At 64.2% G+C, this 23,417-nt stretch carries 21 protein-coding genes, 1 rRNA gene and 1 pseudogene; 15 read left to right on the top strand and 8 right to left on the bottom strand.

All coding sequences use genetic code 11. The annotated features are described in order from the left end of the window. The first annotated feature begins 2 nt into the window (after positions 1–2). Positions 3–1,112 (top strand): NAD(P)/FAD-dependent oxidoreductase, encoded by a 1,110-nt coding sequence (locus F595_RS0111115; RefSeq protein WP_022956952.1) that lies wholly within the window; start codon positions 3–5, stop codon positions 1,110–1,112. Here F595_RS0111115 and F595_RS0111120 read toward each other — a convergent pair. Next, positions 1,094–1,342, bottom strand: a complete 249-nt coding sequence (locus tag F595_RS0111120; RefSeq protein WP_022956953.1) for a PP0621 family protein — start codon at positions 1,340–1,342, stop codon at positions 1,094–1,096. The genes F595_RS0111115 and F595_RS0111120 overlap by 19 nt on opposite strands. A gap of 69 nt (positions 1,343–1,411) precedes the next feature. Here F595_RS0111120 and F595_RS0111125 point away from each other — a divergent pair, with 69 nt between their 5' ends. Beyond that, positions 1,412–3,046 (top strand): NAD+ synthase, encoded by a 1,635-nt coding sequence (locus tag F595_RS0111125; protein ID WP_022956954.1) that lies wholly within the window; start codon positions 1,412–1,414, stop codon positions 3,044–3,046. Between the two features lie 82 nt (positions 3,047–3,128). Further along, a complete protein-coding gene (locus tag F595_RS14300; RefSeq protein ID WP_022956955.1) occupies positions 3,129–6,047 on the top strand; it encodes a hypothetical protein in 2,919 nt (972 codons plus the stop codon). Here the strand turns inward: F595_RS14300 and F595_RS13885 are convergent. Next, positions 6,044–6,784, bottom strand: coding sequence for an outer membrane protein assembly factor BamD (locus F595_RS13885; protein WP_022956956.1), 741 nt, complete (start codon positions 6,782–6,784; stop codon positions 6,044–6,046). The two genes, F595_RS14300 and F595_RS13885, sit on opposite strands and share 4 nt — an antisense overlap. 83 nt (positions 6,785–6,867) lie before the next feature. On the opposite strand from F595_RS13885, the gene rluD reads away from it, so the two are divergent. From rluD to ilvN, 6 genes are all read left to right on the top strand, one after another. After that, complete coding sequence (gene rluD, locus F595_RS0111140) at positions 6,868–7,827, top strand: 23S rRNA pseudouridine(1911/1915/1917) synthase RluD (protein ID WP_022956957.1); 960 nt, start codon at positions 6,868–6,870, stop codon at positions 7,825–7,827. Positions 7,828–7,839: 12 nt separating this feature from the next. Next, the gene (gene pgeF / locus F595_RS0111145; protein WP_022956958.1) at positions 7,840–8,625 is read left to right on the top strand and encodes a peptidoglycan editing factor PgeF; all 786 of its coding nucleotides are present in this window, start codon (positions 7,840–7,842) and stop codon (positions 8,623–8,625) included. Beyond that, complete coding sequence (locus F595_RS0111150) at positions 8,622–9,188, top strand: flavodoxin family protein (protein WP_022956959.1); 567 nt, start codon at positions 8,622–8,624, stop codon at positions 9,186–9,188. The genes pgeF and F595_RS0111150 overlap by 4 nt, the downstream gene beginning before the upstream one ends. Positions 9,189–9,311: 123 nt before the next feature. Beyond that, complete coding sequence (gene clpB / locus F595_RS0111155) at positions 9,312–11,906, top strand: ATP-dependent chaperone ClpB (RefSeq protein WP_022956960.1); 2,595 nt, start codon at positions 9,312–9,314, stop codon at positions 11,904–11,906. A 367-nt stretch (positions 11,907–12,273) separates the two neighbouring features. Continuing rightward, positions 12,274–13,995, top strand: a complete 1,722-nt coding sequence (locus tag F595_RS0111160) for an acetolactate synthase 3 large subunit (RefSeq protein WP_022956961.1) — start codon at positions 12,274–12,276, stop codon at positions 13,993–13,995. A gap of 2 nt (positions 13,996–13,997) precedes the next feature. Next, the gene (ilvN, locus tag F595_RS0111165) at positions 13,998–14,489 is read left to right on the top strand and encodes an acetolactate synthase small subunit (RefSeq protein WP_022956962.1); all 492 of its coding nucleotides are present in this window, start codon (positions 13,998–14,000) and stop codon (positions 14,487–14,489) included. A 345-nt stretch (positions 14,490–14,834) separates the two neighbouring features. On the opposite strand, the gene F595_RS14710 is transcribed toward ilvN, so the two are convergent. The 3 genes from F595_RS14710 to F595_RS0111175 are packed head-to-tail and all read right to left on the bottom strand — an operon-like array spanning position 14,835 to position 16,345. After that, positions 14,835–15,176: a hypothetical protein gene (locus F595_RS14710; RefSeq protein WP_169447026.1), complete on the bottom strand. Its 342-nt coding sequence runs from the start codon at positions 15,174–15,176 to the stop codon at positions 14,835–14,837. A 31-nt stretch (positions 15,177–15,207) separates the two neighbouring features. Next, on the bottom strand, positions 15,208–15,900 hold the full coding sequence (locus tag F595_RS14715) for a hypothetical protein (RefSeq protein ID WP_156873874.1): 693 nt from the start codon (positions 15,898–15,900) through the stop codon (positions 15,208–15,210). Positions 15,901–15,928: 28 nt separating this feature from the next. Next, positions 15,929–16,345 (bottom strand): hypothetical protein, encoded by a 417-nt coding sequence (locus F595_RS0111175; protein WP_022956964.1) that lies wholly within the window; start codon positions 16,343–16,345, stop codon positions 15,929–15,931. 348 nt (positions 16,346–16,693) lie between these two features. Here F595_RS0111175 and F595_RS0111180 point away from each other — a divergent pair, with 348 nt between their 5' ends. Then, the gene (locus F595_RS0111180) at positions 16,694–16,906 is read left to right on the top strand and encodes an AbrB/MazE/SpoVT family DNA-binding domain-containing protein (RefSeq protein WP_026913533.1); all 213 of its coding nucleotides are present in this window, start codon (positions 16,694–16,696) and stop codon (positions 16,904–16,906) included. 45 nt (positions 16,907–16,951) lie between these two features. Here F595_RS0111180 and F595_RS13890 read toward each other — a convergent pair. From F595_RS13890 to ilvY, 3 genes and pseudogenes are all read right to left on the bottom strand, one after another. Next, a pseudogene (locus tag F595_RS13890) lies at positions 16,952–17,328 on the bottom strand (helix-turn-helix domain-containing protein). Next, positions 17,325–17,735 (bottom strand): acyl-CoA thioesterase, encoded by a 411-nt coding sequence (locus F595_RS0111190; protein ID WP_022956966.1) that lies wholly within the window; start codon positions 17,733–17,735, stop codon positions 17,325–17,327. The pseudogene F595_RS13890 and the gene F595_RS0111190 overlap by 4 nt, the downstream one beginning before the upstream one ends. Positions 17,736–17,842: 107 nt before the next feature. Beyond that, entirely contained in the window at positions 17,843–18,727 is an 885-nt protein-coding gene (gene ilvY / locus F595_RS0111195) for an HTH-type transcriptional activator IlvY (protein ID WP_022956967.1), read from the bottom strand. Between the two features lie 140 nt (positions 18,728–18,867). On the opposite strand from ilvY, the gene ilvC reads away from it, so the two are divergent. From ilvC to F595_RS0111230, 5 genes are all read left to right on the top strand, one after another. Next, a complete protein-coding gene (gene ilvC, locus F595_RS0111205; RefSeq protein ID WP_026913534.1) occupies positions 18,868–19,884 on the top strand; it encodes a ketol-acid reductoisomerase in 1,017 nt (338 codons plus the stop codon). 202 nt (positions 19,885–20,086) lie between these two features. Next, positions 20,087–20,887 (top strand): CDP-diacylglycerol--serine O-phosphatidyltransferase, encoded by an 801-nt coding sequence (gene pssA, locus F595_RS0111210; protein WP_022956969.1) that lies wholly within the window; start codon positions 20,087–20,089, stop codon positions 20,885–20,887. 8 nt (positions 20,888–20,895) lie between these two features. Beyond that, entirely contained in the window at positions 20,896–21,933 is a 1,038-nt protein-coding gene (gene msrP, locus F595_RS0111215) for a protein-methionine-sulfoxide reductase catalytic subunit MsrP (RefSeq protein ID WP_022956970.1), read from the top strand. A 27-nt stretch (positions 21,934–21,960) separates the two neighbouring features. Next, the gene (locus tag F595_RS13895; protein WP_022956971.1) at positions 21,961–22,593 is read left to right on the top strand and encodes a protein-methionine-sulfoxide reductase heme-binding subunit MsrQ; all 633 of its coding nucleotides are present in this window, start codon (positions 21,961–21,963) and stop codon (positions 22,591–22,593) included. A gap of 480 nt (positions 22,594–23,073) precedes the next feature. Next, positions 23,074–23,417, top strand: a 16S ribosomal RNA gene (locus tag F595_RS0111230); the annotation flags it as partial.

Here is a 23,417-nt window from a genome sequence, read left to right on the forward strand (position 1 = left end):
GCATGCGTGTGATCGTGGTGGGGGGCGGCATCAATGGCCTGCTGGTCAGCCGGCGTCTGGTGCAGGAAGGCGTGTCGGTGCAGCTGCTGGAGCGAGGCGAGCCGGGGCAGGAGTCGTCCTGGGCCGGTGGCGGCATCGTCTCGCCGCTTTACCCGTGGCGCTATGCCGAGCCGGTGACTGCCCTCGCCAGCCATGCCCAGCAGGCCTATCCGGCACTGGTGGCGGCCTTGCGGGACGAGACTGGCATCGACAGCGAGCTGGAGCGCTGCGGCCTGCTTTTCGTCAACACCCCGGATGCCGAGCCCGCGCTGGCGTGGGCCGCCGGCCGCCAGATGCCGGTGCAGACGCTGACACGCGCCGAGCTGCATGCCGGCTGGTCAGGCCTGGCAGCGGATGCCGACACCGGACTCTTCTTTCCGACCCTGGCGCATGTCCGCAACCCGCGCCTGCTGCAGGCGCTGCAGGCCATGCTGGGGCGTCACCCGCTGGCGCAGGTGCTCATCGATGCCGAGGTCGAGGCGGTGCTGCCGGCTGCGGCCGGCCACGCTGCCGGGGTGCGCCTGCGCTCAGGGCAGCTGCTGCATGCCGATGCGGTGGTGGTGTGTGCCGGGGCCTGGACCGCGCAGCTGCTCGCCGGTGCCGGCGTGACGCTGCCGATCCGCCCGGTGCGCGGCCAGATGCAGCTCTACAAGACCGCACCCGGCTCCTTGCCGGGCATGATCCTGCGTGACGGGCACTACCTGATTCCGCGTCGTGACGGTCATGTGCTGTGCGGGTCGACGCTGGAGGATGCCGGTTTCGACAAGCACACTACCGAGGTCGCCGGGCAGGAGCTGGCGGCTGCCGTGCGCGCGATCTGGCCGGCCCTGGCGAAGCAGCCGCTGCTGCGGCAGTGGGCGGGATTGCGTCCCTTCGCGCCCAACGGGGTGCCCTTCATCGGGCCGCTGCCGGGACAGCAGGGGATATGGATCAATGCCGGCCAGTTCCGCAATGGTCTGGTGCTGGCACCGGCCTCGGCCGAGGTGCTCACGGATCAGCTGCTGGGGCGCCAGGGCCGGATCGATCCGGCGCCCTACCAGCCGGGCAGGGCGAGTCAGTCGCCGGAGGGGTGATCGCGGAACCAGGCGTCGCGATGCGCCTCGCTGCAGAACACCTTGCCGCGCGACTGCGTGCTTTCGCCGGCCGGCACGTGCACGTCGCAGTAGGCGCAGCGCTGCATGACCTGGGGCGGGGTGTCGGCAGGCGGCAGCTGTGCCGGTGGCGTGATCAGCTTGCGCACCAGCTTGTAGCCCAGCCACACGAACAGGGCGATCAAAAGCAAACGCAGGATCAGGGCCATCATGCTTCCTTCTGCTGGCAGTCGTAGTCGACTATCCTAAGGGACTTCCAGCCCACTGCCTACACCGTGACCATGGCCGACTCCCTGTTGCGCATCGCCGTTGCCCAGCTCAACCTGCTGGTTGGCGACATTCCCGGAAACACCGATCAGCTCATTGCCGCTGCCGTCACCGCGCGCGATGACCATGGCGCCGACCTCATCGTGTTTCCCGAGCTCAGCCTGACCGGCTACCCGCCGGAGGACCTGCTGCTGCGTCCCAGCCTGGCCGGGCGTGTCGAGGCTGCCGTGCAGCGCCTGCTGGCCGTGTCCGGCATCACCCTCGTGGTCGGTCTGCCCGACACCACGCCGGATGGCCTGTTCAACGCCACCTGGGTGCTGCGCGATGGCCAGGTGCTGGCGCGCTATGCCAAGCAGGCCCTTCCCAACGAATCCGTCTTCGACGAGCGCCGCTACTTCCGCAACGGTGACCAGCCGGTGGTGTTCGAGCATCTCGGGGTGCGCCTCGGCCTGCTGATCTGCGAGGACCTCTGGCAACCCGAGCCCTGCCGTCGCGTGCGCGAGGCCGGCGCCGAGCTGGTGCTCAATCTGAACGCCTCGCCCTATCACCGCGGCAAGGCCGAGGAGCGTCTGGCGCTGGCCGCCTTGCGCTGCCGCGAACACGGTCTGCCCATGGTCTACTGCAACCTCGTCGGCGGCCAGGACGAGCTGATTTTCGACGGCGGCTCCTTCGCCACCCAGGCCTCGGGCGAGGTGGCCCTGCAGGCGCCGTGGTTCGAGGCCGGTCTGCATGTCGTCGACTACGACATCACGACACGCCGCTTCCTGCCGGCGAGCCGTGCCGAGACTCCCGTTGATGAAGCGGCCGTTTACCGGGCGCTGGTGCTGGCGGTGCGCGACTACGTCAACAAGAGCGGCTTCAAGGGCATCGTGCTGGGCCTGTCCGGAGGCATCGACTCGGCGCTGACCCTGGCCATCGCCGTCGACGCCCTCGGGGCCGAACGCGTGCGTGCGGTCATGATGCCCTACCGCTATACCGCCGAGATCAGCCTGGAGGACGCCGAGGCCGAGGCGCGCACCCTGGGCGTGCACTACAGCGTGCTGTCCATCGCGCCCATGGTCGAGGCCTTCAGCGCCACGCTGGCCGACACCTTCGCCGGTCTCGGCAAGGACAAGACCGAAGAGAACCTGCAGGCGCGCTCGCGCGGCACCCTGCTCATGGCCATCTCCAACAAGCTCGGCTACCTGGTGCTGACCACCGGCAACAAGTCCGAGATGTCCGTGGGCTACGCCACCCTCTACGGCGACATGGCCGGTGGCTTCGACGTGCTCAAGGACGTACCCAAGACGCTGGTGTTCCGCCTCAGCGAGTGGCGCAACCTGCAGAGCCCGGAAGCGCCGCCCATCCCGCAGCGTGTCATCGATCGCCCGCCTTCCGCCGAGCTTGCGCCTGACCAGAAGGACGAAGATTCTCTGCCGCCGTACCCGGTGCTGGACGAGATCCTGCGCCGCTACATCGAGTGCGACGAGAGTGCCGCTGCCATCGTCGCGGCCGGCTTCGATGCCGACACCGTGCAGCGCGTGCTGCGTCTGGTCGACATCAACGAATACAAGCGCCGCCAGGCTGCGGTCGGCCCGCGCATCACGCCGCGTGCCTTCGGCAAGGACAGGCGCTACCCCATCGTCAACGGCTGGCGCATCGGCGACTGATTCGTCCCCGCGCGCTGGCGAACCTCGCCTGGCGTGACTAGCCTTCCCTGGCCGCGATTGCATGCCGGCCAGGGGAGGCCTCATGACGCTTGCCAGATCCATCGCCCTCGGCCTGTGGCTGATCAGTGCCGATGCCGCCGCGCAGCTGCTGCCACCCGCGCTGCCCTGGCTGTCTCCGCGCTCGCCGGCGCTCTGGCTGGGGCTGGATGCCGGCGTGGAGCGGGGTGCGTCTGCCGATGCGGCTGTCGACAACCCTCAGGCCGTCATCGCGGCCGCCCTGACAGCCTGGTTGCAGGCGCCCTCGAGCAGTGCCCGTCCCTGGCCTGCTGATGGCGTGCGCATCGGTGTGCTGGCCGTGCTGCCGGACGACACCGGCCATCTGCAGCCGCTGGTTGTGCACCCTCCAGAACCGCTGGATGTCACCCGGCACTGGCCCGAGCAGCCGGATCGGCGGCATTTCCGCCTGGCGGGCAGCTATCAGCTGCTGGATGCGTCAGGGCAGGTGCTGTCCTGGGGTGCTGACTGGCAACCCGGCCAGCGGCTGCAGTTCGAGATGCCCTGGCTGTTGCCTGCAGACGCTCTGCCGGCCGCGGAAGGCGTTGCCGGCATCCGCCTGCAGCTGCCGGCGCGTCTGCCGTCCGAGCAGCGGCCCCGACTGCTGCTCGACAACATGACGGCGCCGGGAGAGCCCGCGACATTCTCGGCCGAGCTGACCCTGCTTGCCGACACGGGCAGTGCACTGGTTGCGGACATGACGGCGTGGTGGCAGCAGTGGCGGCAGCAGCAGGGGCAGGGCGCTCTGCCTGCGCGCTGGTGGCGACTGCACCTGGTTGCTGACGGTGACACGCTGCCGGCCGGCGGCTGGCGTGAACCCGGCAGCGGCATGATGCCGACGCTGGATCTGTCCTGGCGCTGGCCATCGAGCATGGGTACGGCGCGCGCTCGTCTGCTGCGACTGCTGCCCACGCTGCTGCCGGACGCGGCCCTGCAGGCGCCGGCAGATGCCTCCGCCATGCTGGCGGGGTTGCAGCGTCTGCATCACGGCCAGCCGGTAGCGACGCTGGCCGCTGACTGGGCGACAGCGGTGGCCGTGCCGGCGGGCTGCGGTCACACCGGCACGCTGCTGCTGCAGGCTGCCATGCCTGACCCGGCAGCGACTGACCTGCAGGCAGCAGCCAGACAACCCTCGCAACTGCCTGATCTGCCCGTGCACGGGCTGGTACTGAGTGCGCAGCCGCAGCTGTGGCCGGGACTCCTAGCCTGGCAGCAGGCAGCGGCCGGACAGTGGCCAGAATTGCTGACACGCTGGGTCGACCGCCATTTGGCACCGGGCAGTCCCGGCCTCATCGCCGATGTCCAGCCACTGTCACCGGGGCGCTCGGCGCTGCTGCTGACGACGGCCAGCCAGGTGCCCGGCCGTTCCAGGCTGCAGGCCGCACAGGGCTGGCTGGCCTGTGCCGAGCTCGCTCCCTGCAGCTGGCCGGCGCCCTGGCCCGATCCGCTGCCCGGCAGCGATGCCGCGGCTGCCAGTGGCGCCTCGCCACGCTGGCTGGCGGATGATGGCGTGGCCTCGGGTGCCCTGTTGCCGCCCATGACGCCGGCAGCGTGGCCTGCCGCTGAACTCGACGCCCTGCTGACAGCGCTTGCACTGCCCGTCACTCCCACGATGCAGGCTGCTCTGCGCCATGCCCTGCAGGCCGTGACAACGCAGCCGCCACCCTGGCTGGGCACGGATCTCTTGCTGCCGGCAGCCTTGCCATCCGCTGCCGCGACGCCTTCCGGTCATCGCCTGCGCATGGGGCAGGATGGTTTGGTGCGGCTGCTGCGGCCATCCGGTGAGCCGGCCTGGCTGTGGCTGCCAGCGGCACTGCGCAGCCACTGGGCGCGACTGCAGCAGGATGCGGCACAGGCCGGTGAGTTTCCGCTGCCGGCACGCTGGCAGCTGATGACACGCCCGAGGCCGGACGGACGGGCTGACACGCATGCCTTCAACGTGCACGGCGGGGTCATGCTGGCGCTGCACTGGCAGGACCCGGAACAGCCGCGTCTGGCCTGGCGGCATGTGCCTGATGCGCTGGGGCCGGTGCGCCATCTCAGCCTGTTCACCACCGTCAGTGCCGACGGCCCCAGGCCCTGGCTGCTGGCCGCTCACGACAGTGGCGCAGTGTCGCTGCGTGACGGCCTTGACGGGCGTCTGCAGTGGTCAGCCATGGCGGAGCCGACGCTGGCACCCTGGCAGGTGCTGATGCACGACGCCCTCGGCTTTCTCGCCTATGCGCCGACGCGCTCAGGCAGTGTCTGGCGCCTGCAGGGGCGACCCGCAGAGCCGGGAGGTCTGCATCTGCAGGTGGCGGCACGGCTGGCGCCGGCAGCGGCAGCTACGGCGGACTGGCTTGATCAGGCGCGCCTGTCACTGGCCTGGCAGCGCGTCGGCGTGCAACGCCTGCCGCGACTGGCGCTGGTGGCGAGCAGCCTGGATCTGTCGGGCCAGACTGGCGTCGGGGAGGGCATCTGGGCCTGGCATGACCACAGCTGGCCGCAGGGTGACGCCGTGCGGGCTGAGTCGTTGTCGCACTGGTCACCGGACCAGGCTCTGGCGCCGGCGACAGCCATCGGCTGGCACCGACCCTGGGCAGTGGCTGGAACCCGCGTTGTCAGCGCGCCGGGCTGGCTGCAGGGGGCACTGGTCGTGACCACGGCAAGCCCGCGTCAAGGCAGCAGCGAGTGCGCGCCACCGGTCTGGCAGCAACAGGCGCATCATCTGCCCTGGCTGACGACGGGGGTGACGGGGGTGACGGGAGAGGCGGGGATGGCGCGGGTTCAGACCCTGTCGGAGCCGGTGGCAGAGACTGCCACGGCGTTTGCGCATCTGGTGCCACAGCTGGCTGCCGACGGCAGCCTGTCATGGCAGGGCCCGGCGGCTGACTATCGCATCAGCCTGCCGGTGCCGGCGGCATGGCGCCAGCGCATCAGTCGCCAGCCCCTGCCGTTGCGGCCTTAGCTGTCCTTGCTGGTGGCCGCTGCCGGCATCAGCGCGGCGGCCTGGTCGGCGAGGTCCTTCATGCCCAGGGCACGGTAGCCACGCACCAGCAGCGTCAGCGCTTCCGGCACGGCGGCGCTTTCCGGGTAGTTTTCCACCACCCAGCGTGCGCGATTGACGGCGGCGACGGTGGCGCCGCGGCTTTCGTAGTAGCGCGCGACATGCAGCTCGGCTTCGGCGAACTGGTTGTTGAGGTGAATCATGCGCTGGCGGGCATCCGCGCCATAGGCGCTGTTCGGGTAGCGCTGCAGCATCTGGCGGAAGTCATCGAAGGCGACCCGGGCCTGGCCGAAGTCACGGTGGGCCAGGTTGATGGGCATGCGGCGCAGCAGGCTGTCCTGGTCAATGCTGAAGTTGGACAGGCCGCGCAGGTAGAGCACGTAGTCCAGGCGCGGGGAGTCGGGGTGCAGACGCAGATAGCGGTCAGCCGCCGTGATGGCGCCCAGGTAGTCGGCCTGCATGTAGCGGCCGTAGATCACTTCCAGCTGGGCCTGCTCGGTGTAGGAGCCGACCGGGTACTGCGACTCCAGGGCTTCGTAGCCGCTGACGGCCAGGCTGTAGTTGCCGGCCTTGAGGGCTTCATTGGCCTCCTTGTAGTAGGAGGCTTCGGTCTTCACGGCCATGGGGCCGGTCGAGGCACAGGCAGCAAGGGCCAGCGGCAGGCTGACAATCATGACGCGACGCAACAGCTTGTTCATGGATTCGTCCAATGGTGAGCACCAGGGCGGGTGCACGGGTACAATGGGGCTATTAAACACCAGCTCGCCGAGCCCGCCAAACCATGTCGCACGCAATTTCCCTGAATGCCGTCGTCCCCCCCGAACTGGCAGGGGCACGTTTCGACCAGGCGGCCGCCCAGCTGTTCGCCGAGTATTCCCGCGAGCGCCTGAAACAGTGGATCCAGGACGGCACGCTGACGCTTGACGGCCGCGCCGCCAAGCCCAAGGACAAGGTCATGGGCGGCGAGTGCCTGCGCGCAGAGGTCGAGCTGGCCGACGAGACTCGTGCCGGCGCCGAGGACATCCCGCTCGAGATCCTGCACGAGGACGAGGATCTGCTGATCATCAACAAGCCGGTGGGGCTGGTGGTGCATCCGGGGGCCGGCAACGCCAGCGGCACCCTGATGAACGCGCTGCTGCATCATGATCCCGAGCTGGCCAAGCTGCCCCGCGCCGGCATCGTGCATCGTCTCGACCGTGATACCAGCGGCCTGATGGTGGTGGCGCGCAACCTGATCGCGCACGCCAGCTTGGCCGAGCAGCTTGCCGACAAGCGCGTCTATCGCGAATACGAGGCGGTGGTCTACGGCAACATGACGGGCGGCGGCCAGGTCGATGCCCCGATTGACCGTCACCCGCACGACCGCGTGCGTATGGCCGTGGTGCCCGGCGGTCGTCCGGCCGTGACCCATTACCGCATCCTGCAGCGCTTTCCCAACCATACCCATGTGCGTTTGCAGCTGGAGACTGGTCGCACCCACCAGATCCGTGTACACATGGCGCACATCGGTTACCCGCTGGTGGGCGATCCGGTCTATGCCCGTCTGCGCTTCCCCAAGGGGGCCAGCGAGACCCTGCTCACCTGCCTGAAGACGTTCCAGCGCCAGGCCCTGCATGCCCGTCGCCTCGGCCTCGTGCATCCGCGCAGCGGCGAGCAGTGCCTGTGGGAATGTGAACTGCCCGATGATTTCCTGCGCCTGCTCGACGTGCTCAAGCAGGACGCCCAGCCAGCCACTGCCTGAGCGACACCCGTCATGAGTGATGACCTTCTGCGCCATGCCCTGAGACCGGACTGGCCGGCTCCGGCCAACGTCCACGCCCTGGTGACCACCCGTCTTGGCGGTGTCAGCACGTCGCCGTACGACACCCTCAACCTCGGTGATCACGTCGAGGATGCCCCGGCTGCCGTGGCCAGCAATCGTGCCCTGCTCGAGCAGGCGCTGCAGGCCGTCGCGCCCGCGCAGGCGCCGCAGTGGCTGAAGCAGGTGCATGGCATCCGCGTGTTCCATCCCGATGCCGAGGCGGCGGTGCGTCGCGCGCAGATTCCCGAGGCCGATGCGGCCTGCACCACGCTGGCCGGCGTGCCGCTGACGGTCATGACCGCCGACTGCCTGCCGGCCTTTTTCACCGACCGCGCCGGCTCCCGGGTGGCCGTGGCCCATGCCGGCTGGCGCGGGCTCTGCGATGGCGTGCTGGAGGCCACCGCGGCCGAATTTGCCGATCCTGGCGAGGTGCTGGTCTGGCTGGGCCCGGCCATCGGTCCCGAGGCCTTCGAGGTCGGCGGCGAGGTGCGTGCGGCATTCATGGCGCATGATCCGGCGGCGGCCGATGCCTTCCGGGCGGTGCCGGGCACTGCCGACACCTGGCTGGGCGATCTCTATCTGCTCGCGCGTCAGCGCCTGGCGCGGGTTGGCGTCACCGCCGTTCATGGTGGCGGTCTCTGCACGGTCAGCGATGCGCAGCGTTTCTATTCCTTCCGTCGCGACCGGGTTACCGGCCGCATGGCCAGTGTCATCTGGCGAGTCGAGGAGACAACATGACCCGGGTCGTGGTGGTCTACCACAGTGGCTACGGCCATACCGCCGTGGTGGCACAGTGTGTTGCCGAGGGCGCTCGCCGGGTTGACGACGTCTGTGTCTCGGTGATGCCGGTGTCTGCCCTGGACTGGGACCTGCTGGATTGCGCCGATGCCCTGGTGTTCGGCGCACCGACCTACATGGGCAGCGTCTCGGCCGCCTTCAAGCAGTTCATGGACGACACCTCGCGCATCTGGTTCCGCCAGGGCTGGCGCGACAAGCTGGCGGCCGGCTTCGTCAACTCCGGGGCACTCAGCGGTGACAAGCAGGTCGCGCTGCAGCAGCTGCAGACCTTCGCCGCCCAGCACGGCATGCACTGGCTGAGCTTTCCCCTGCAGACCACCGGCACCGGGCCGGACGACCTCAACCGCCTGGGCTGCAACAGCGGCCTGATGACCCAGTCCGACAACGCCGATCCGGCGCTGACGCCACCGGCCGGCGATCGCGAGACCGCCGCCTGCTTCGGCGAGCACATCGCGCGCTGCGCGCAGCGCTGGCGACGAGGGGCAGATCACCTTCCGCGCTGAGCGTGCTACGTTTCTGATACAGAGTGGGGCCTTTTCTGTCTTGAAATGACAGATTGTCATCCACATCTCTTGAACAGGCGCAGCCCCTTCTGAAGTCTGCGCACGGATTTTCAGGAGACCATCATGCGTCCGGAACGATTTACCGCCAAGCTGCAGACCGCCTTGTCCGATGCCCAGTCGCTGGCACTCGGGCAGGACCACAGCAGCATCGAATCCCTGCACCTGCTTATCGCGCTGCTGCAACAGGGCGATGCCACCCTCATGGGGCTGCTCGCCCGCGCCGGTGCCGACACCCGTCAGGCCCTGACCCTGGCGCGCCAGCAGCTCGCCGATCTGCCCCGACTCACCACCGCCACCGGCGAGATCGGCGCCGGTCAGGACCTCATGCGCGTGCTCAACCTGGCCGACCGCCAGGCGCAGCAGCGCAAGGACAGCGTCATCACCACCGAGCTGGCCGTGCTGGCCATGCTGGAAGGCAACAGCCAGGCCGGCCAGGTGCTGCGCAAGGCCGGTGCCCTGCCGGAAAACCTGAAACGGGAGATAGACCAGATGCGTCAAGGCGATTCCGTTCACGATGCCGGTGCCGAGGATCAGCGCCAGGCGCTGGCCAAGTACACCATCGACCTCACCGAGCGCGCCGCAGCCGGCAAGCTCGATCCGGTCATCGGCCGCGACGACGAGATCCGTCGCACCGTGCAGGTGCTGTCGCGCCGCACCAAGAACAACCCGGTGCTGATCGGCGAGCCGGGCGTGGGCAAGACCGCCATCGTCGAGGGCCTGGCGCAGCGCATCGTCAACGGCGAGGTGCCCGAGAGCCTGAAGTCCAAGAAGGTGCTGTCGCTGGACATGGGCGCCCTGATCGCCGGCGCCAAGTTCCGCGGCGAGTTCGAGGAGCGTCTCAAGGGCGTGCTCAAGGAGCTGTCCGCGCTGGAAGGCCAGGTCATCCTGTTCATCGACGAGATCCACACCATGGTCGGTGCCGGCAAGGCCGATGGCGCCATGGATGCCGGCAACATGCTCAAGCCCGCGCTGGCGCGTGGCGAGCTGCACTGCGTCGGCGCCACCACGCTGGACGAGTACCGCCAGTTCATCGAGAAGGATGCCGCGCTCGAGCGCCGCTTCCAGAAGGTGCTGGTCGACGAGCCCTCGGTGGAGGACACGGTGGCCATCCTGCGCGGTCTCAAGGAGCGCTACGAGCTGCACCACGGCGTCGACATCACCGACCCAGCCATCATCGCGGCCGCGCGCCTGTCGCACCGCTACATCACCGACCGCAAGCTGCCCGACAAGGCCATCGACCTGATCGACGAGGCCGCCTCGCGCATTCGCCTGGAAATGGATTCGCGGCCCGAGGCCATGGACCGTCTCGACCGCAAGCTGATCCAGCTCAAAATGGAGCGCGAAGCCCTCAAGCAGGAGGAAGATGCCGCCTCGAAGCAGCGTCTGGTCAAGCTTGACGAGGAGATCGCCCGCATCGAGAAGGAGTACGCCGAGCTCGATGCCGTCTGGCAGCGCGAGAAGGCCTCGGTGGCCGGCGCCCAGGGCATCAAGGAGCAGCTTGAGCAGGCCCGCCTGGACTTTGACGCCGCGCGCCGTGCCAATGACTTGGAAAAGATGTCGCGCCTGCAGTACGGCGTCATCCCCGACCTCGAGCGTCGCCTGGCCAGTGCCCAGTCGGCGGGCGAGGGCGACCAGCCGGCCATGACCCTGCTGCGCAGCAAGGTCACCGATGCCGAGATCGCCGAGGTCGTCGCGCGTGCCACCGGCATTCCGGTCGCGCGCATGCTGGAGGGCGAGCGCGAGAAGCTGCTGCGCATGGAAGAAGTGCTGTCGGCGCGCGTGGTCGGCCAGGACGAAGCCGTGAAGGCGGTCTCGAACGCCGTGCGCCGCGCCCGTGCCGGCCTCACCGACCCGTCGCGCCCGAGCGGATCCTTCCTGTTCCTGGGCCCGACCGGCGTCGGCAAGACCGAGCTCTGCAAGGCGCTGGCGAACTTCCTCTTCGACAGTGAAGAGGCCATGGTGCGCATCGACATGTCCGAGTTCATGGAGAAGCACAGCGTGTCGCGTCTGGTCGGCTCGCCTCCGGGCTATGTCGGCTACGAGGAGGGCGGCACCTTGACCGAGGCGGTGCGTCGTCGTCCCTATGCGGTGATCCTGCTCGACGAGGTCGAGAAGGCGCACCCGGATGTGTTCAACATCCTGCTGCAGGTGCTCGAGGACGGCCGTCTCACCGATGGCCAGGGCCGCACGGTCGACTTCCGCAACAGCCTGATCGTGATGACCTCGAACCTGGGCGCCGACCTGATCCAGAGCCTGACCCAGGCCGGCAGGCTGGATGAGGTGCGACCGGCGGTGATGGAAGCGGTGGGACGGCACTTCCGCCCCGAGTTCATCAACCGCATCGACGAGACCGTGGTGTTCGCGCCGCTGGGCGAGGGCCAGATCAAGGCCATTGCCGAGATCCAGCTCGACCGTCTGCGCGGCCGTCTGGCCGATCGCGAGCTCAAGCTGGTGCTCAGCGATGCCGCCATGGATCAGCTGGTCGCGGTCGGTTTCGATCCGCTGTTCGGGGCGCGTCCGCTGAAGCGGGCGATCCAGGCGCGCATCGAGAACCCGCTGGCGGATCACCTGCTGCGCGGCGACTTTGTCGCCGGCGACACCATCCAGGTCGACGAGGCCCACGGTGCGCTGCTGTTCAGCAAGGCGCGCCTGCACTGAGCCCGTTCACCCGCGCGAACGGATCAGCGACCCGGCAAGGCATGTGCAGGATTTGTTTCCTGCACATGCCTTGACATTTCATGAGCTTGCGTAAAAAATCACCACCTTCATGGCGGGTGCCGATCCCCTGAACACCCTCAGCACGTCGGCGCCGGAGTCTGGTACTCCGCCGGGGTGACGCTGACATGCGTCATTCCTCTTCCTCCTCTCGCGGCTCGCTGCGCACACCCGTTGCCAGCATCCCGCAGCCTCCACCCCGAGGCCGACCGAGGCGCGCATCTGCCCCCATGAGATTTTTCGATCGTGCTAGAATCCTGCGCCCAAACGCGCAGGGTCTGGCTTGGCCATTCTTTTTTCAGGGTGAATCGTGGAACAGTTATCCGGCGGTGAAATGCTCATTCGCGCGCTCGCAGACGAGGGCGTGGAATATCTCTTTGGTTATCCTGGCGGCGCTGTGCTGCACATCTACGACGCCTTGTTCCAACAGGACAAGGTCAAGCACATCCTGGTCCGCCACGAACAGGCTGCCGGCCATGCCGCTGACGGCTACGCCCGTGCCACCGGCAAGGTCGGCACCGTGCTGGTGACCTCCGGCCCCGGCGCCACCAACACCGTGACCGCGATTGCCACGGCGTACATGGACAACATCCCGATGGTGGTGATCTCCGGCCAGGTGCCGTCGCACCTCGTCGGCGAAGACGCCTTCCAGGAAACCGACATGGTCGGCGTCAGCCGTCCCATCGTGAAGCACAGCTTCCAGATCCGTCACGCCTCGGAAATTCCGGGCGTGGTGAAGAAGGCGTTCTACATAGCCGCCTCGGGTCGTCCGGGTCCTGTCGTCATCGACATTCCCAAGGACTGCACCAACCCGAACGAGAAGTTCGATTACGAGTACCCGGCCAAGGTCAAGCTGCGCTCCTACACGCCGCCGGGCCGTGGTCACAGCGGCCAGATCAAGAAGGCCGTCGACGAGCTGCTGGCCGCCAAGCGTCCGGTGATCTACGCCGGCGGCGGCGTGGTGCAGGGCAACTCGGCCCACCTGCTCACCGAGCTGGTGCGCACCCTCGGCTACCCCTGCACCAACACCCTGATGGGCCTCGGCGCCTATCCGGGCAGCGACCCGCAGTTCATCGGCATGCTCGGCATGCACGGCACCTACGAAGCCAACATGGCCATGCACCACAGCGACGTCATCCTCGCTGTCGGCGCGCGCTTCGATGACCGTGTCACCAACAACACCGCCAAGTTCTGCCCGGGTGCCAAGATCATCCACATCGACATCGACCCGGCCGCGATCTCCAAGACCGTGCGCGTCGACATCCCCATCGTGGGTGCCGTCGAGCCCGTGCTCACCGAGATGCTGGCGCTGGTCAAGGCTGCCGATACCAAGCCCGATGCCGCCGAGCTCAAGCTCTGGTGGGAGCAGATCGGCCAGTGGCGCGCTCGCCACGGCCTGCGCTACGAGCCGGCCCAGCCCGGCGAGATGAAGCCGCAGCAAGTGGTCGAGATGCTCTACAAGGTCACCGACGGCCAGGCCTACGTCACCTCCGACGTCGGTCAGCACCAGATGTTCGCGGCTCTGTACTACAAGTACGACCGTCCGCGTCAGTGGATCAACTCGGGCGGCCTCGGCACCATGGGCTTCGGCCTGCCGGCCGCCATGGGCGTCAAGCTGGCCTTCCCGGATGCCATCGTGGCCTGCGTCACCGGCGAAGCCTCGATCCAGATGAACATCCAGGAGCTGTCGACCTGCCTGCAGTACGGCCTGCCGGTGAAGATCGTCAACATCAACAACCAGTCGCTGGGCATGGTCAAGCAGTGGCAGGACATGCAGTACGAAGGACGTCACTCGAGCTCGTACATGGAGTCGCTGCCTGACTTCGTGAAGCTGGTCGAGGCCTACGGCCACGTCGGCATGAAGATCACCGATCCGGCCCAGCTGGAATCGAAGATGCGCGAAGCCTTCGCCATGAAGGACAAGCTGGTCTTCCTCGACATCTACGTGGACCCGAGCGAGCACGTGTACCCGATGCAGATCGCCAAGGGTTCCATGCGTGACATGCTGCTGAGCAAGACGGAGCGTACCTGATCATGCGTCGTATCATTTCCGTGCTGCTGGAAAACGAAGCCGGCGCCCTGTCGCGCGTGGTGGGCCTGTTCTCCCAGCGCAACTACAACATCGAAACCCTGACCGTGGCGCCGACCGACGACCCCACGCTGTCGCGCATCACCCTGACCACCAGCGGTGACGAGCACAAGATCGAGCAGATCACCAAGCAGCTCAACAAGCTGATCGAAGTGGTCAAGGTCGTCGATCTCAGCGAAGGCCAGCACATCGAGCGCGAGCTCATGCTGATCAAGGTCAAGGCCGTGGGTGCCGTGCGTGCCGAGATCAAGCGCACCGCCGACATCTTCCGCGGTCACATCGTGGACGTGACGCCCAGCGTCTACACCATCCAGCTGACCGGCCCCAGCGACAAGCTGGACGCCTTCATCGAGGCGCTGTCGGAGACCTCGATCCTGGAAGTCGTGCGTACCGGCGTGTCCGGCATCGCGCGTGGCGAGAAGGTGCTCAGCATCTGACGTTGCGTGGGGTGGTGGATTGACGAGAAGGCCCGCGAAAGCGGGCCTTTTATTTAGGTTACTTTTTGATGCATGTGAACTTTATTTCTGCCTCAGGGAATTGGCCTAATGATCTGGGGACTAAATCTTCATTTATTATTTTTAAGTCCGTGTTTTTTTCTTTGCAAAAATTGGCTGCCTCATTATAGGTTTTCTTCTTGACGCGACTGAGTGAGCCAAATGCCCCAGTGTCGCGCCGTGCAATTGAGTATATGTCGTCGCCTTTTGTCATTACTCCCGAACTGGTTTGGCATCCACTAAAAGATAGTGCTATAAGTGCAATAAATAATGTATTAATAGTGCTTCTCATTTTATTTCCTGCGCCCTCTCGGCTTTTATTTTATCCTTAAGCATGATATACATGCTTTTGTTTTTTTCTATGCCTTTAATGTAGTAAATTATGTCTTCATCATTGCTTGTATAATCAATCTCATAGCCTTCCATGTAGAGTTTCAGTCTGGCCATGCAAACATCTTCTTTGTATGTTTTATAGTAGCTGGTGTCTCCAGATAGATAAAATTGGATTTTTTCTGATGAGTCTATTGATCTCTTGCAGTCAATATAAATTCTTTTTTCGATATCTGAGTATTCTGCGCAGCCTGTGAGGAAAATTGATGTAAGTAAAGCTGTTTTTGTTTTCGATACCAATGTTGTTTTCCTGATGCTGAAGGAGTTTCTGTTAGCCGCTAAGCTGGGGAAAGTACATAAAATAAATGACTTCGCTTCCGGAATAATAGTCACGATTGACATTTTTACCTTCCTGTGTAGAACGCTCAGCATATTTCTGCCTAATTCTCTGAAGAACATGCTTTGCAGGAACCGAACGATCAAAGCCACTCGGCACAGAGCATCCGATAATGCGCTCCACAAACTCTCCCCAACGGTAGGCATTTTCATGCCTAGCAATTTTGATATTCTGTGTTCTCAGGTGTGGCTCTGAATTTTCATACCAGATTGTGTGGTCGGCGGATTCTCTCGGTCGGAAGTCGCTGGGATTAGGTCGCCAAAATATTGCATGCGCCAACGCCTCTCTGCGCCACTTACGATTTATGAAGGTTGGAAGACAGTAGTAGATCTCAGGGCAAGCCAATACCGCCGATGCTTGCCCTTTAGGGTTTGATAGGCTCCACCAGAGCTTGGAAAAAAGTGTGCCCGTAGTCTTTCTAGATAGATGCGGGCGTTTGTACTGAATACCGACCAGCTTTCCATTTGCCAAAAGTGCCTCATCAGAAGGCCACGTCTTTTCATCTGCGGGGGACACTGCAAATGTCGATACAGTTACTCCTAGACGGAGAAAGTAATCTTCAATCTGCTGTGTAATCCATATTTCAAACTCTCGCTCAAGAGGAATGCCAAAATGCGGATTTAGCACGATGTTACTCCTTCTCAGCTAACTTGATTCAGGGGGATAATTCGCGGAGCCTAACTGCGGTTGACTCAGTGCCATAGCTGTCGCGATATGTCCAGTTATTATTAGTCATCGAAAGAATCTTGTCCCTCTCCACGTGTCCAACTCCAATCATATCCGGCTGATTTGTCTCCAATACCTCGGTGATCAACGTATCGCCCTCAATTCGCCACTTTGATCTAATACGAAAGTCGATCTTGAAGTCGAAAGCCACTATTGAGCCGATATGCTCAACAGTATGGTCTGATGAGTACTTTGAGACACCCGAAGTAATAAGTCCCTCCATATCCAACTTCTCCGACCACGAGCCAAGAATGATCTTCTCCATGTCAGCTACAGATTGCGGCTCTATTGCCATGGAAAGACTTGCGAAGCTGAGCAATACAAACAAGAGCAGAAGACGATGCACAGTAGATCTCCCTAAATGAATCTATACCGCAGCACTGCGGCGTAATAATCGCAAGTTGCTGCATAAGACGGAGGGGGGGGGGAGGGAAAGAAATCCAGAACTATCAGCTTCTTGGAAAAACAGATACAGCACTCCCTGCCGCCAAATACCGCTAATCCACTGTTGCCGAGCATGCCACCTGTTTTCGGCTGGAGCAATGCGGTTTGTCGTGATCACATTTCATGCTGGCAAGGGGTGAACTGTAACCCTTTACAAAAGATGAGCGCGGGGTGCTGTGCCCCTGCTCGCACCGCTTGAACCGCTGCCGTTTTCCTACCAAGATGCATGCGACACGATCGGAGCATGAGCATGTCAGCCACTGCAACCCTCTCCAGCAAGTACCAGATCACCATCCCCATGGTCGTGCGTGAGGCGCTTCACTGGGAGGCGGGCCAGGAGCTTGTATTTATCCCCAATGGCAAGGGGGTGCTGGTCATGCCGGCGCCGGAGCTGGCTCAGTTGGTCGGCATCGCCGAGAGCGCGAGCACGCAAGACTACCGTGGTCGTCAGGATCGCTTCTGATGTCAGTAATGTAGCTGCATTGCGAACAGTGACTTGCAGCCTGCCTCAGCGCGTTGAAGTCGACACCGGCTTGATCAGGCTTGCTGCCGGAATGCCGAACATCTCATGCAGCTTCCAGATCATCGGCAGTGTCAGCACACGCTTGCGATTGAGAATCTCGTAAACCCGGTTTGATCGTCCGATGGCCGGCTCCAGATCCTTCACCGTCAGCCCCGACTGCTCCATGCGAAAGCGGATGGCTTCCACCGGGGCGGCAGGTCAATCGGAACGTGTTCAGCCTCATGCGCTTCGATCATCGCCAGCAGTGCAGTGAGGGCATCGGCGTCAGCTGAGCCCTGTTCGGGTTCCTTGCCAAACCAGAGCGAGGCCTGTGCCAGTGCATAGCGGTAGTCGGCTTCGGTGCGTATCGGTGTGATGTTCATGTCCTGGTCTCCTGTGCGCTTTGCACCAACCCCTCCAGCACCGCCCGTTCCTTCGCCGGCAGCGGCCCGGACTTCTGCAGGGCAAAGTCGAAATACACCTGCACGGCCTTGCCGCGTGCCACCACGTGCCCGTCCTGGCTGGCTTCATGGCAGACCACGAACGAGGAGGTGCCGATGCGCTCGATCCAGGTGCGCACGCTGACCTCGCGGCCGTAGTGGATCTGCGCCACGAAGTCGACCTCGACGCGGGCGAGAATCAGGCTGAGCGCCTTGATGTCCAGTTCCGGCGTGAAGATGCGGAAGACGGGTTCGCGCGCCGTCTCGAACCAGCCGCTGACCACGGTGTTGTTGATGTGGCCGAAGGCGTCGGTTTCGTAGAAGCGCGGCATGAAGGTGGCGTTGAACATGGCATCCGGTCAGTCGTGGTAGTGATCATGGTCGTGGTCTGCGATTGTGCCGCATTTGCCAGGCCCTGGCGTCGGGCATCTGGCGTCTGGCCGCAGGCACGACAGGGTCAGCCGGCGCGGCGGTTCCAGAACGCGTTCACCAGCGGTTCCCGGAGGCGCTTCTCCAGCGCGAACAGGCCAATCTCGAGTCCGGTCAGCGACGGCGCGATCTCGTAACGCCGGATCAGCCCGGCCAGCGGGCTGTTGTCGAGCACGATGCGCGGCACCACGCCGATGCCGAAGCCCAGGCTGACCATGCTGACGATGGCCTCGTTGCCGGCCACCTGCGCGTAGATGCGCGGACGTATGCCGTGGCCGCGCAGCCAGCGCTCGATGCGCGCACGCGCCAGACCATCCTCGGACAGGATCATCGGCACCTCGCGCCAGTTCTCGGCGCTCGGCGTCTGCACCTGCTCGTCGTTCAGCAGCTGCGGCGTCACCGGCCCGATGAAGCAGAGCTCGGTGCGCGCGATGGGCTGGAAGGCCACGCCCGGCGGCAGGCTGTCGGGGCGGGCGCCGATGCTGATGTCCTCATGTCCGTTGCGCACGCGCTCGACGGCGCGCTCGGCGTCGCCGGTGTGCAGCTTGAGTTCGATGTGCGGATGGTCTTCGCGGAAGCGGCTGAGAATGTCGTAGAGAAAGCTGTAGCTGGCGGTCACCGAGCAGTACAGGCTGAGTTCGCCACGCAGCGTGACCTGGTCGGCCTGCAGGGCCAGTCGCAGACCGTCCCAGCCGCGCAGGGTCTCGGCGGCGTATTCGCGGAACAGGCGGCCTTCGCGGGTCAGCGACACCGAGCGGTTGTCGCGCAGGAAGAGCGGGGCGCCGACGCTGTCTTCCAGCTGCTTGATGGTGCGGCTCAGGGCCGACGGGCTGACGTGCTGTTCGCGGCTGGTGCGGCCGAAGTGCAGGGTCTCGGCCAGGGCCATGAACAGGCGCAGGCTGTGCTCATCCATGTCGTTTCTCTTTTTGGCATGTTGCGTTGCATTTATATCATTTTACGCAATGCGCGGGATGTCGTACTGTGCGCGTCCAGGATTTCCGTGACCACCACGGCCATCCACCCGTTCATTCCATGCTCGCTGAGGCAGACATCATGAAAGTGTATTACGACAAGGACGCAGACCTTTCCATCATCCGTGGCAAGAAGGTCGCCATCATCGGTTACGGCTCGCAAGGCCACGCCCACGCCCAGAACCTGCGCGATTCCGGCGTCGACGTCACCGTCGGCCTGCGCAAGGGTGGCGCTTCCTGGTCCAAGGTCGAAGCCGCTGGCATCAAGGTCGCCGAAGTCAATGACGCCGTGAAGGGCGCCGACGTCGTCATGATCCTGCTGCCGGACGAGAACATCCCCGAGGTGTACGCCAACAACGTCGCCCCGAACATCAAGCAGGGCGCCACCCTGGCGTTCGCTCACGGCTTCAACGTGCACTACAACCAGGTCGTGCCGCGCGCCGACCTCGACGTGATCATGGTCGCGCCGAAGGGCCCGGGCCACACCGTGCGTTCGGAATACCTCAAGGGTGGCGGCGTGCCGTCGCTGATCGCGCTGTACCAGGACGTCTCCGGCAATGCCAAGCAGATCGCCCTGTCGTACGCGGCTGCCAACGGCGGCACCAAGGGTGGCGTGATCGAGACCAACTTCCGCGAAGAGACCGAAACCGACCTCTTCGGCGAACAGGCCGTGCTCTGCGGCGGCGCCGTGGAACTGGTGAAGATGGGCTTCGAAACCCTGACCGAAGCCGGCTATGCTCCGGAAATGGCCTACTTCGAGTGCCTGCACGAACTCAAGCTGATCGTCGACCTGATGTACGAGGGCGGCATCGCCACCATGAACTACTCGATCTCGAACAACGCCGAATACGGCGAGTACGTGACCGGTCCGGAAGTCATCAACGAGCAGTCCCGTGTCGCCATGCGCAACGCCCTGAAGCGCATCCAGACCGGCGAATACGCCAAGATGTTCATCCTCGAAGGCAAGACCAACTACCCGTCCATGACGGCCCGTCGTCGCCTCAACGCCGCTCACCCGATCGAGACCGTCGGTGCCGAACTGCGTTCGATGATGCCCTGGATCCACAAGAACAAGCTCGTGGACCAGAGCAAGAACTGATCTCCGGATCGTTCCGTCCCGCCGGCCTGCCGGCGGGGTGTCGAGAAAACGCGGCCCCGGCCGCGTTTTTTTATGCCTGCCGCACGGCTGTCATGCCGCCACGGCATCCTTGCATCGGCAATTCTGCGTCACAGGCCCGCCGAGGCTGGTCTCGGCCGGTGCCTGTCATTATGATCGGTGCCATCACTGCAGAGGACCTCTCATGTCACACACCCCGCATGACCACGACGATCACAACGGGCTTACCTTCGAGGTGGTCGAAGACGAGCACCATGAGAGCGGTCAGCGAACCCGCCACAGGGGGATCTACCTGCTGCCCAACCTGTTCACCACGGCAGCGCTGTTTTCCGGTTTCTACGCGATCATCTCGGCCATGGGCGGCAACTACATCGCGGCCGCCATGGCCATCTTCGTCGCCGGTCTGTTCGACGGCATGGACGGACGCATCGCGCGCCTGACCAACACCCAGAGCGCCTTCGGTGCCGAATACGACTCGCTCTCCGACATGGTCAGCTTCGGCGTCGCGCCGGCGCTGGTGATGTTCAGCTGGGCACTGCAGTCGCTGGGCAAGCTGGGCTGGATCTGCGCCTTCCTGTACACCGTCGCTGCCGCCTTCCGCCTGGCGCGCTTCAATGTCCAGCTCACCGTGGTCGACAAGCGCTACTTCATCGGTCTCGCCAGTCCGCTGGCGGCGGCCATCGTGGCGGCCTTCGTCTGGGTCGGCGTCGAGAACGACCTGCTCAAGGATTCGCCGGCGCTGCCCTGGCTGGCGGCGGCCGTGACCGTGGTCTCCGGCTTCCTGATGGTCAGCAACGTCAAGTACTACAGTTTCAAGGAACTGGATCGCAGCCGTGTTCCGTTCGTTGTCATGTTGCCTATCGTGCTTGTGTTCGGCATCGTGATGTACAACCTGCCCATCGGCATTCTCGCCATGTCGCTGCTTTACGCAGTTGCCGGCCCGGTGGCAGCCCTCTGGAACCGCTGGAGGGGCAGGACCAGCTGAGGCAAGCCATGTTCATACGCCGATCGGATCCGAGTCTGCCGCGCCCCAGCGAAATCACTCCCGAATCGGTGTATCTCGAGCGGCGGCACCTGCTCAAGCAGCTCGGTGTCGCCGGACTGGGCCTGGCTTCGCCGGGCCTGGTGGCTGCGGCAGGGCAGGGCGCTGCCGGCGCCCGTCCTGCTCCCGCCAATGCCTACACCGCCATCGCCGATCGCGGCAATCTGCCCCCGTTTCTCGCCAAGGCGCTGGCCGCCCGTCAGCGTGTCACGCGTCCGTTCAGTGAAGCCCTGACGCCTTACGAGGTGGTGAGCGGCTACAACAACTTCTACGAATTCGGCTTCGACAAATCTGATCCGGCGCAGAACGCGCGCAATTTCCGTGTCGAGCCCTGGCGTGTCCGGGTCGATGGCGAGTGCGAGGCGCCAGCCGACTACACGCTGGAGGACCTGCTTGCGCCGCACACCCTGCAGGATCGCATCTACCGCTTCCGCTGTGTCGAGGGCTGGTCCATGGTGGTGCCCTGGGTGGGCTTTCCGCTGGCCGACCTGATTCGTCGCATGCGCCCGACCAGCAAGGCGCGCCATGTCGAATTCACCACCCTGCATGATCCCCAGCGCATGCCGGCACAGCATACCGACCTGCTGGACTGGCCCTATGTCGAGGGCCTGCGACTGGATGAGGCCATGCACCCGCTGACCATGCTCGCGGTCGGTCTATACGGGCGCTCGCTGCCGCCGCAGAACGGTGCTCCGTTGCGTCTGGTGGTGCCGTGGAAGTACGGCTTCAAGAGCATCAAGTCCATCGTGCGCATCCGCTTTCTGGCGCAGGCGCCGCGCACCACCTGGCAGCGCATGGCGCCCGAGGAGTACGGCTACTACGCCAACGTCAATCCTCGTGTCGATCACCCGCGCTGGAGCCAGGCGCGCGAGCGCCGCCTGCCGACCACGTTCTTCTCGCCGAACTGGCGCGAGACGCTGCCCTTCAACGGCTATGCCCGGGATGTCGCGACGCTGTACCGCGGCATGGATCTGCACCGTCATTTCTGAGTGGTCCACGTGAGTCGGGAGCAGGGCATGCAGTCGTCGGTTCGTTCACGGATGCCCGCCTTCTTGCCCTCCTGGCCTGTTGTCGTGGCCGGACTGCTGGCTGTGCTCTGGCCGCTGCTGATGCCTGCCACCGACTTTCTCATCGATCCGGCGCGTGCCTGGGTGCATCACACCGGGGAGGTGGCGAGCTGGCTGCTGGTGGCCACCCTGGCCATGACGCCGTTGCAGCGTCTCAGTGGCTGGCCCGGCTGGATACGCTGGCGTCGTGCCTTCGGCCTGCTCATGGCGCTGGCGGCCAGTCTGCATCTGCTCGCCTTTGCCGGACTCTGGCAGGGCTTCGACCTGCTGCGTCTGGCCGATGAAACCGCGCGCCGGCCCTATCTCTGGGTCGGGCTGTCAGCCTGGTTGCTGCTGCTGCCGCTGGTATTCACTTCGACGCAGTCGGCGCGTCGTCGTCTGGGTCTGCGCTGGCAGCGACTGCATCGTCTGGTCTACGTGGTTGCCGTGCTGGTGATCTGGCATCAGGCCTGGAGTCACAAGCTCGGTCTCTTCGGGGTCTGGGTGGTGGCGCTGCCGCTGTTCCTTTTGCTTTTCTGGCGCGCGCTGCCGGCCGTTCGTCGCGTGGCTGGACGTTTAATGAACGGATCGCTCGCGAAGTGATCATCGGGTTCTGTTTTTGCCGAAAAAACGCGCACTCGGCGAGAGATTTCGAAAAGTGTGTTGACGGGTGGAATTGGCGGCCTATAATGCGCCCCACACCGACGCACTGAGCGCGGTGATGCAGAAAAAGATGTTGAAATTCAACGACTTGAGTATGCTGGCTGAGTGGTTTGATGGTGACCCTGAGGGGTTGCAAAATCGGCTCTCAGCGTCAGCAACGTGATGCGAAATTAAATTGCAAAACGGTGTTGACACGGTGGAGGGATTCACTAGAATACGCCTCCTCGCAAGACGCGCTGCAGACGATGCAACGACGAGTTCTTTAACAGTTTGATCAGACAACTTGTGTGGGTTTTTGCAGTTGTGAAGAGCATCGATAGATGAACTTTCAACGGCAATTACTTACTCGTGAATTCATGAGCAAGACCAATTGTTCCGTTGAGCCAAGCTTGGTGGCCTTAAGCCACTAGTTGAAAAATTAAACTGAAGAGTTTGATCATGGCTCAGATTGAACGCTGGCGGCAGGCTTAACACATGCAAGTCGAGCGGGGACTTCGGTCCTAGCGGCGAACGGGTGAGGAATGCTTGGGAATCTGCCCAGTAGCGGGGGATAACGTTTCGAAAGGAACGCTAATACCGCATACGCCCTACGGGGGAAAGGGGGGGATCTTCGGACCTCTCACTATTGGATGAGCCCAAGTCGGATTAGCTAGTTGGTGGGGTAAAGGCCTACCAAGGCGACGATCCGTAGCTGGTCTGAGAGGATGATCAGCCACACTGGAACTGAGACACGGTCCAGACTCCTACGGGAGGCAGCAGTGGGG

Origin of the sequence: Perlucidibaca piscinae DSM 21586 (assembly GCF_000420045.1) — a bacterium.
Classification (GTDB): Bacteria; Pseudomonadota; Gammaproteobacteria; order Pseudomonadales; family Moraxellaceae; genus Perlucidibaca; species Perlucidibaca piscinae.

Excerpts from the sequence above, each read along its gene's own strand:
- ilvY (WP_022956967.1), bottom strand. The coding sequence starts at position 18,727 with ATGGATGAGCACAGCCTGCGCCTGTTCATGGCCCTGGCCGAGACCCTG.
- ilvC (WP_026913534.1), top strand. The coding sequence starts at position 18,868 with ATGAAAGTGTATTACGACAAGGACGCAGACCTTTCCATCATCCGTGGC.
- F595_RS14300 (WP_022956955.1), top strand. The coding sequence starts at position 3,129 with ATGACGCTTGCCAGATCCATCGCCCTCGGCCTGTGGCTGATCAGTGCC.
- pssA (WP_022956969.1), top strand. The coding sequence starts at position 20,087 with ATGTCACACACCCCGCATGACCACGACGATCACAACGGGCTTACCTTC.
- F595_RS0111125 (WP_022956954.1), top strand. The coding sequence starts at position 1,412 with ATGGCCGACTCCCTGTTGCGCATCGCCGTTGCCCAGCTCAACCTGCTG.
- F595_RS0111120 (WP_022956953.1), bottom strand. The coding sequence starts at position 1,342 with ATGATGGCCCTGATCCTGCGTTTGCTTTTGATCGCCCTGTTCGTGTGG.
- F595_RS0111190 (WP_022956966.1), bottom strand. The coding sequence starts at position 17,735 with ATGTTCAACGCCACCTTCATGCCGCGCTTCTACGAAACCGACGCCTTC.
- rluD (WP_022956957.1), top strand. The coding sequence starts at position 6,868 with ATGTCGCACGCAATTTCCCTGAATGCCGTCGTCCCCCCCGAACTGGCA.
- clpB (WP_022956960.1), top strand. The coding sequence starts at position 9,312 with ATGCGTCCGGAACGATTTACCGCCAAGCTGCAGACCGCCTTGTCCGAT.
- F595_RS13895 (WP_022956971.1), top strand. The coding sequence starts at position 21,961 with ATGCAGTCGTCGGTTCGTTCACGGATGCCCGCCTTCTTGCCCTCCTGG.
- F595_RS0111180 (WP_026913533.1), top strand. The coding sequence starts at position 16,694 with ATGTCAGCCACTGCAACCCTCTCCAGCAAGTACCAGATCACCATCCCC.
- F595_RS13885 (WP_022956956.1), bottom strand. The coding sequence starts at position 6,784 with ATGAACAAGCTGTTGCGTCGCGTCATGATTGTCAGCCTGCCGCTGGCC.
- msrP (WP_022956970.1), top strand. The coding sequence starts at position 20,896 with ATGTTCATACGCCGATCGGATCCGAGTCTGCCGCGCCCCAGCGAAATC.
- pgeF (WP_022956958.1), top strand. The coding sequence starts at position 7,840 with ATGAGTGATGACCTTCTGCGCCATGCCCTGAGACCGGACTGGCCGGCT.
- ilvN (WP_022956962.1), top strand. The coding sequence starts at position 13,998 with ATGCGTCGTATCATTTCCGTGCTGCTGGAAAACGAAGCCGGCGCCCTG.
- F595_RS0111115 (WP_022956952.1), top strand. The coding sequence starts at position 3 with ATGCGTGTGATCGTGGTGGGGGGCGGCATCAATGGCCTGCTGGTCAGC.
- F595_RS0111150 (WP_022956959.1), top strand. The coding sequence starts at position 8,622 with ATGACCCGGGTCGTGGTGGTCTACCACAGTGGCTACGGCCATACCGCC.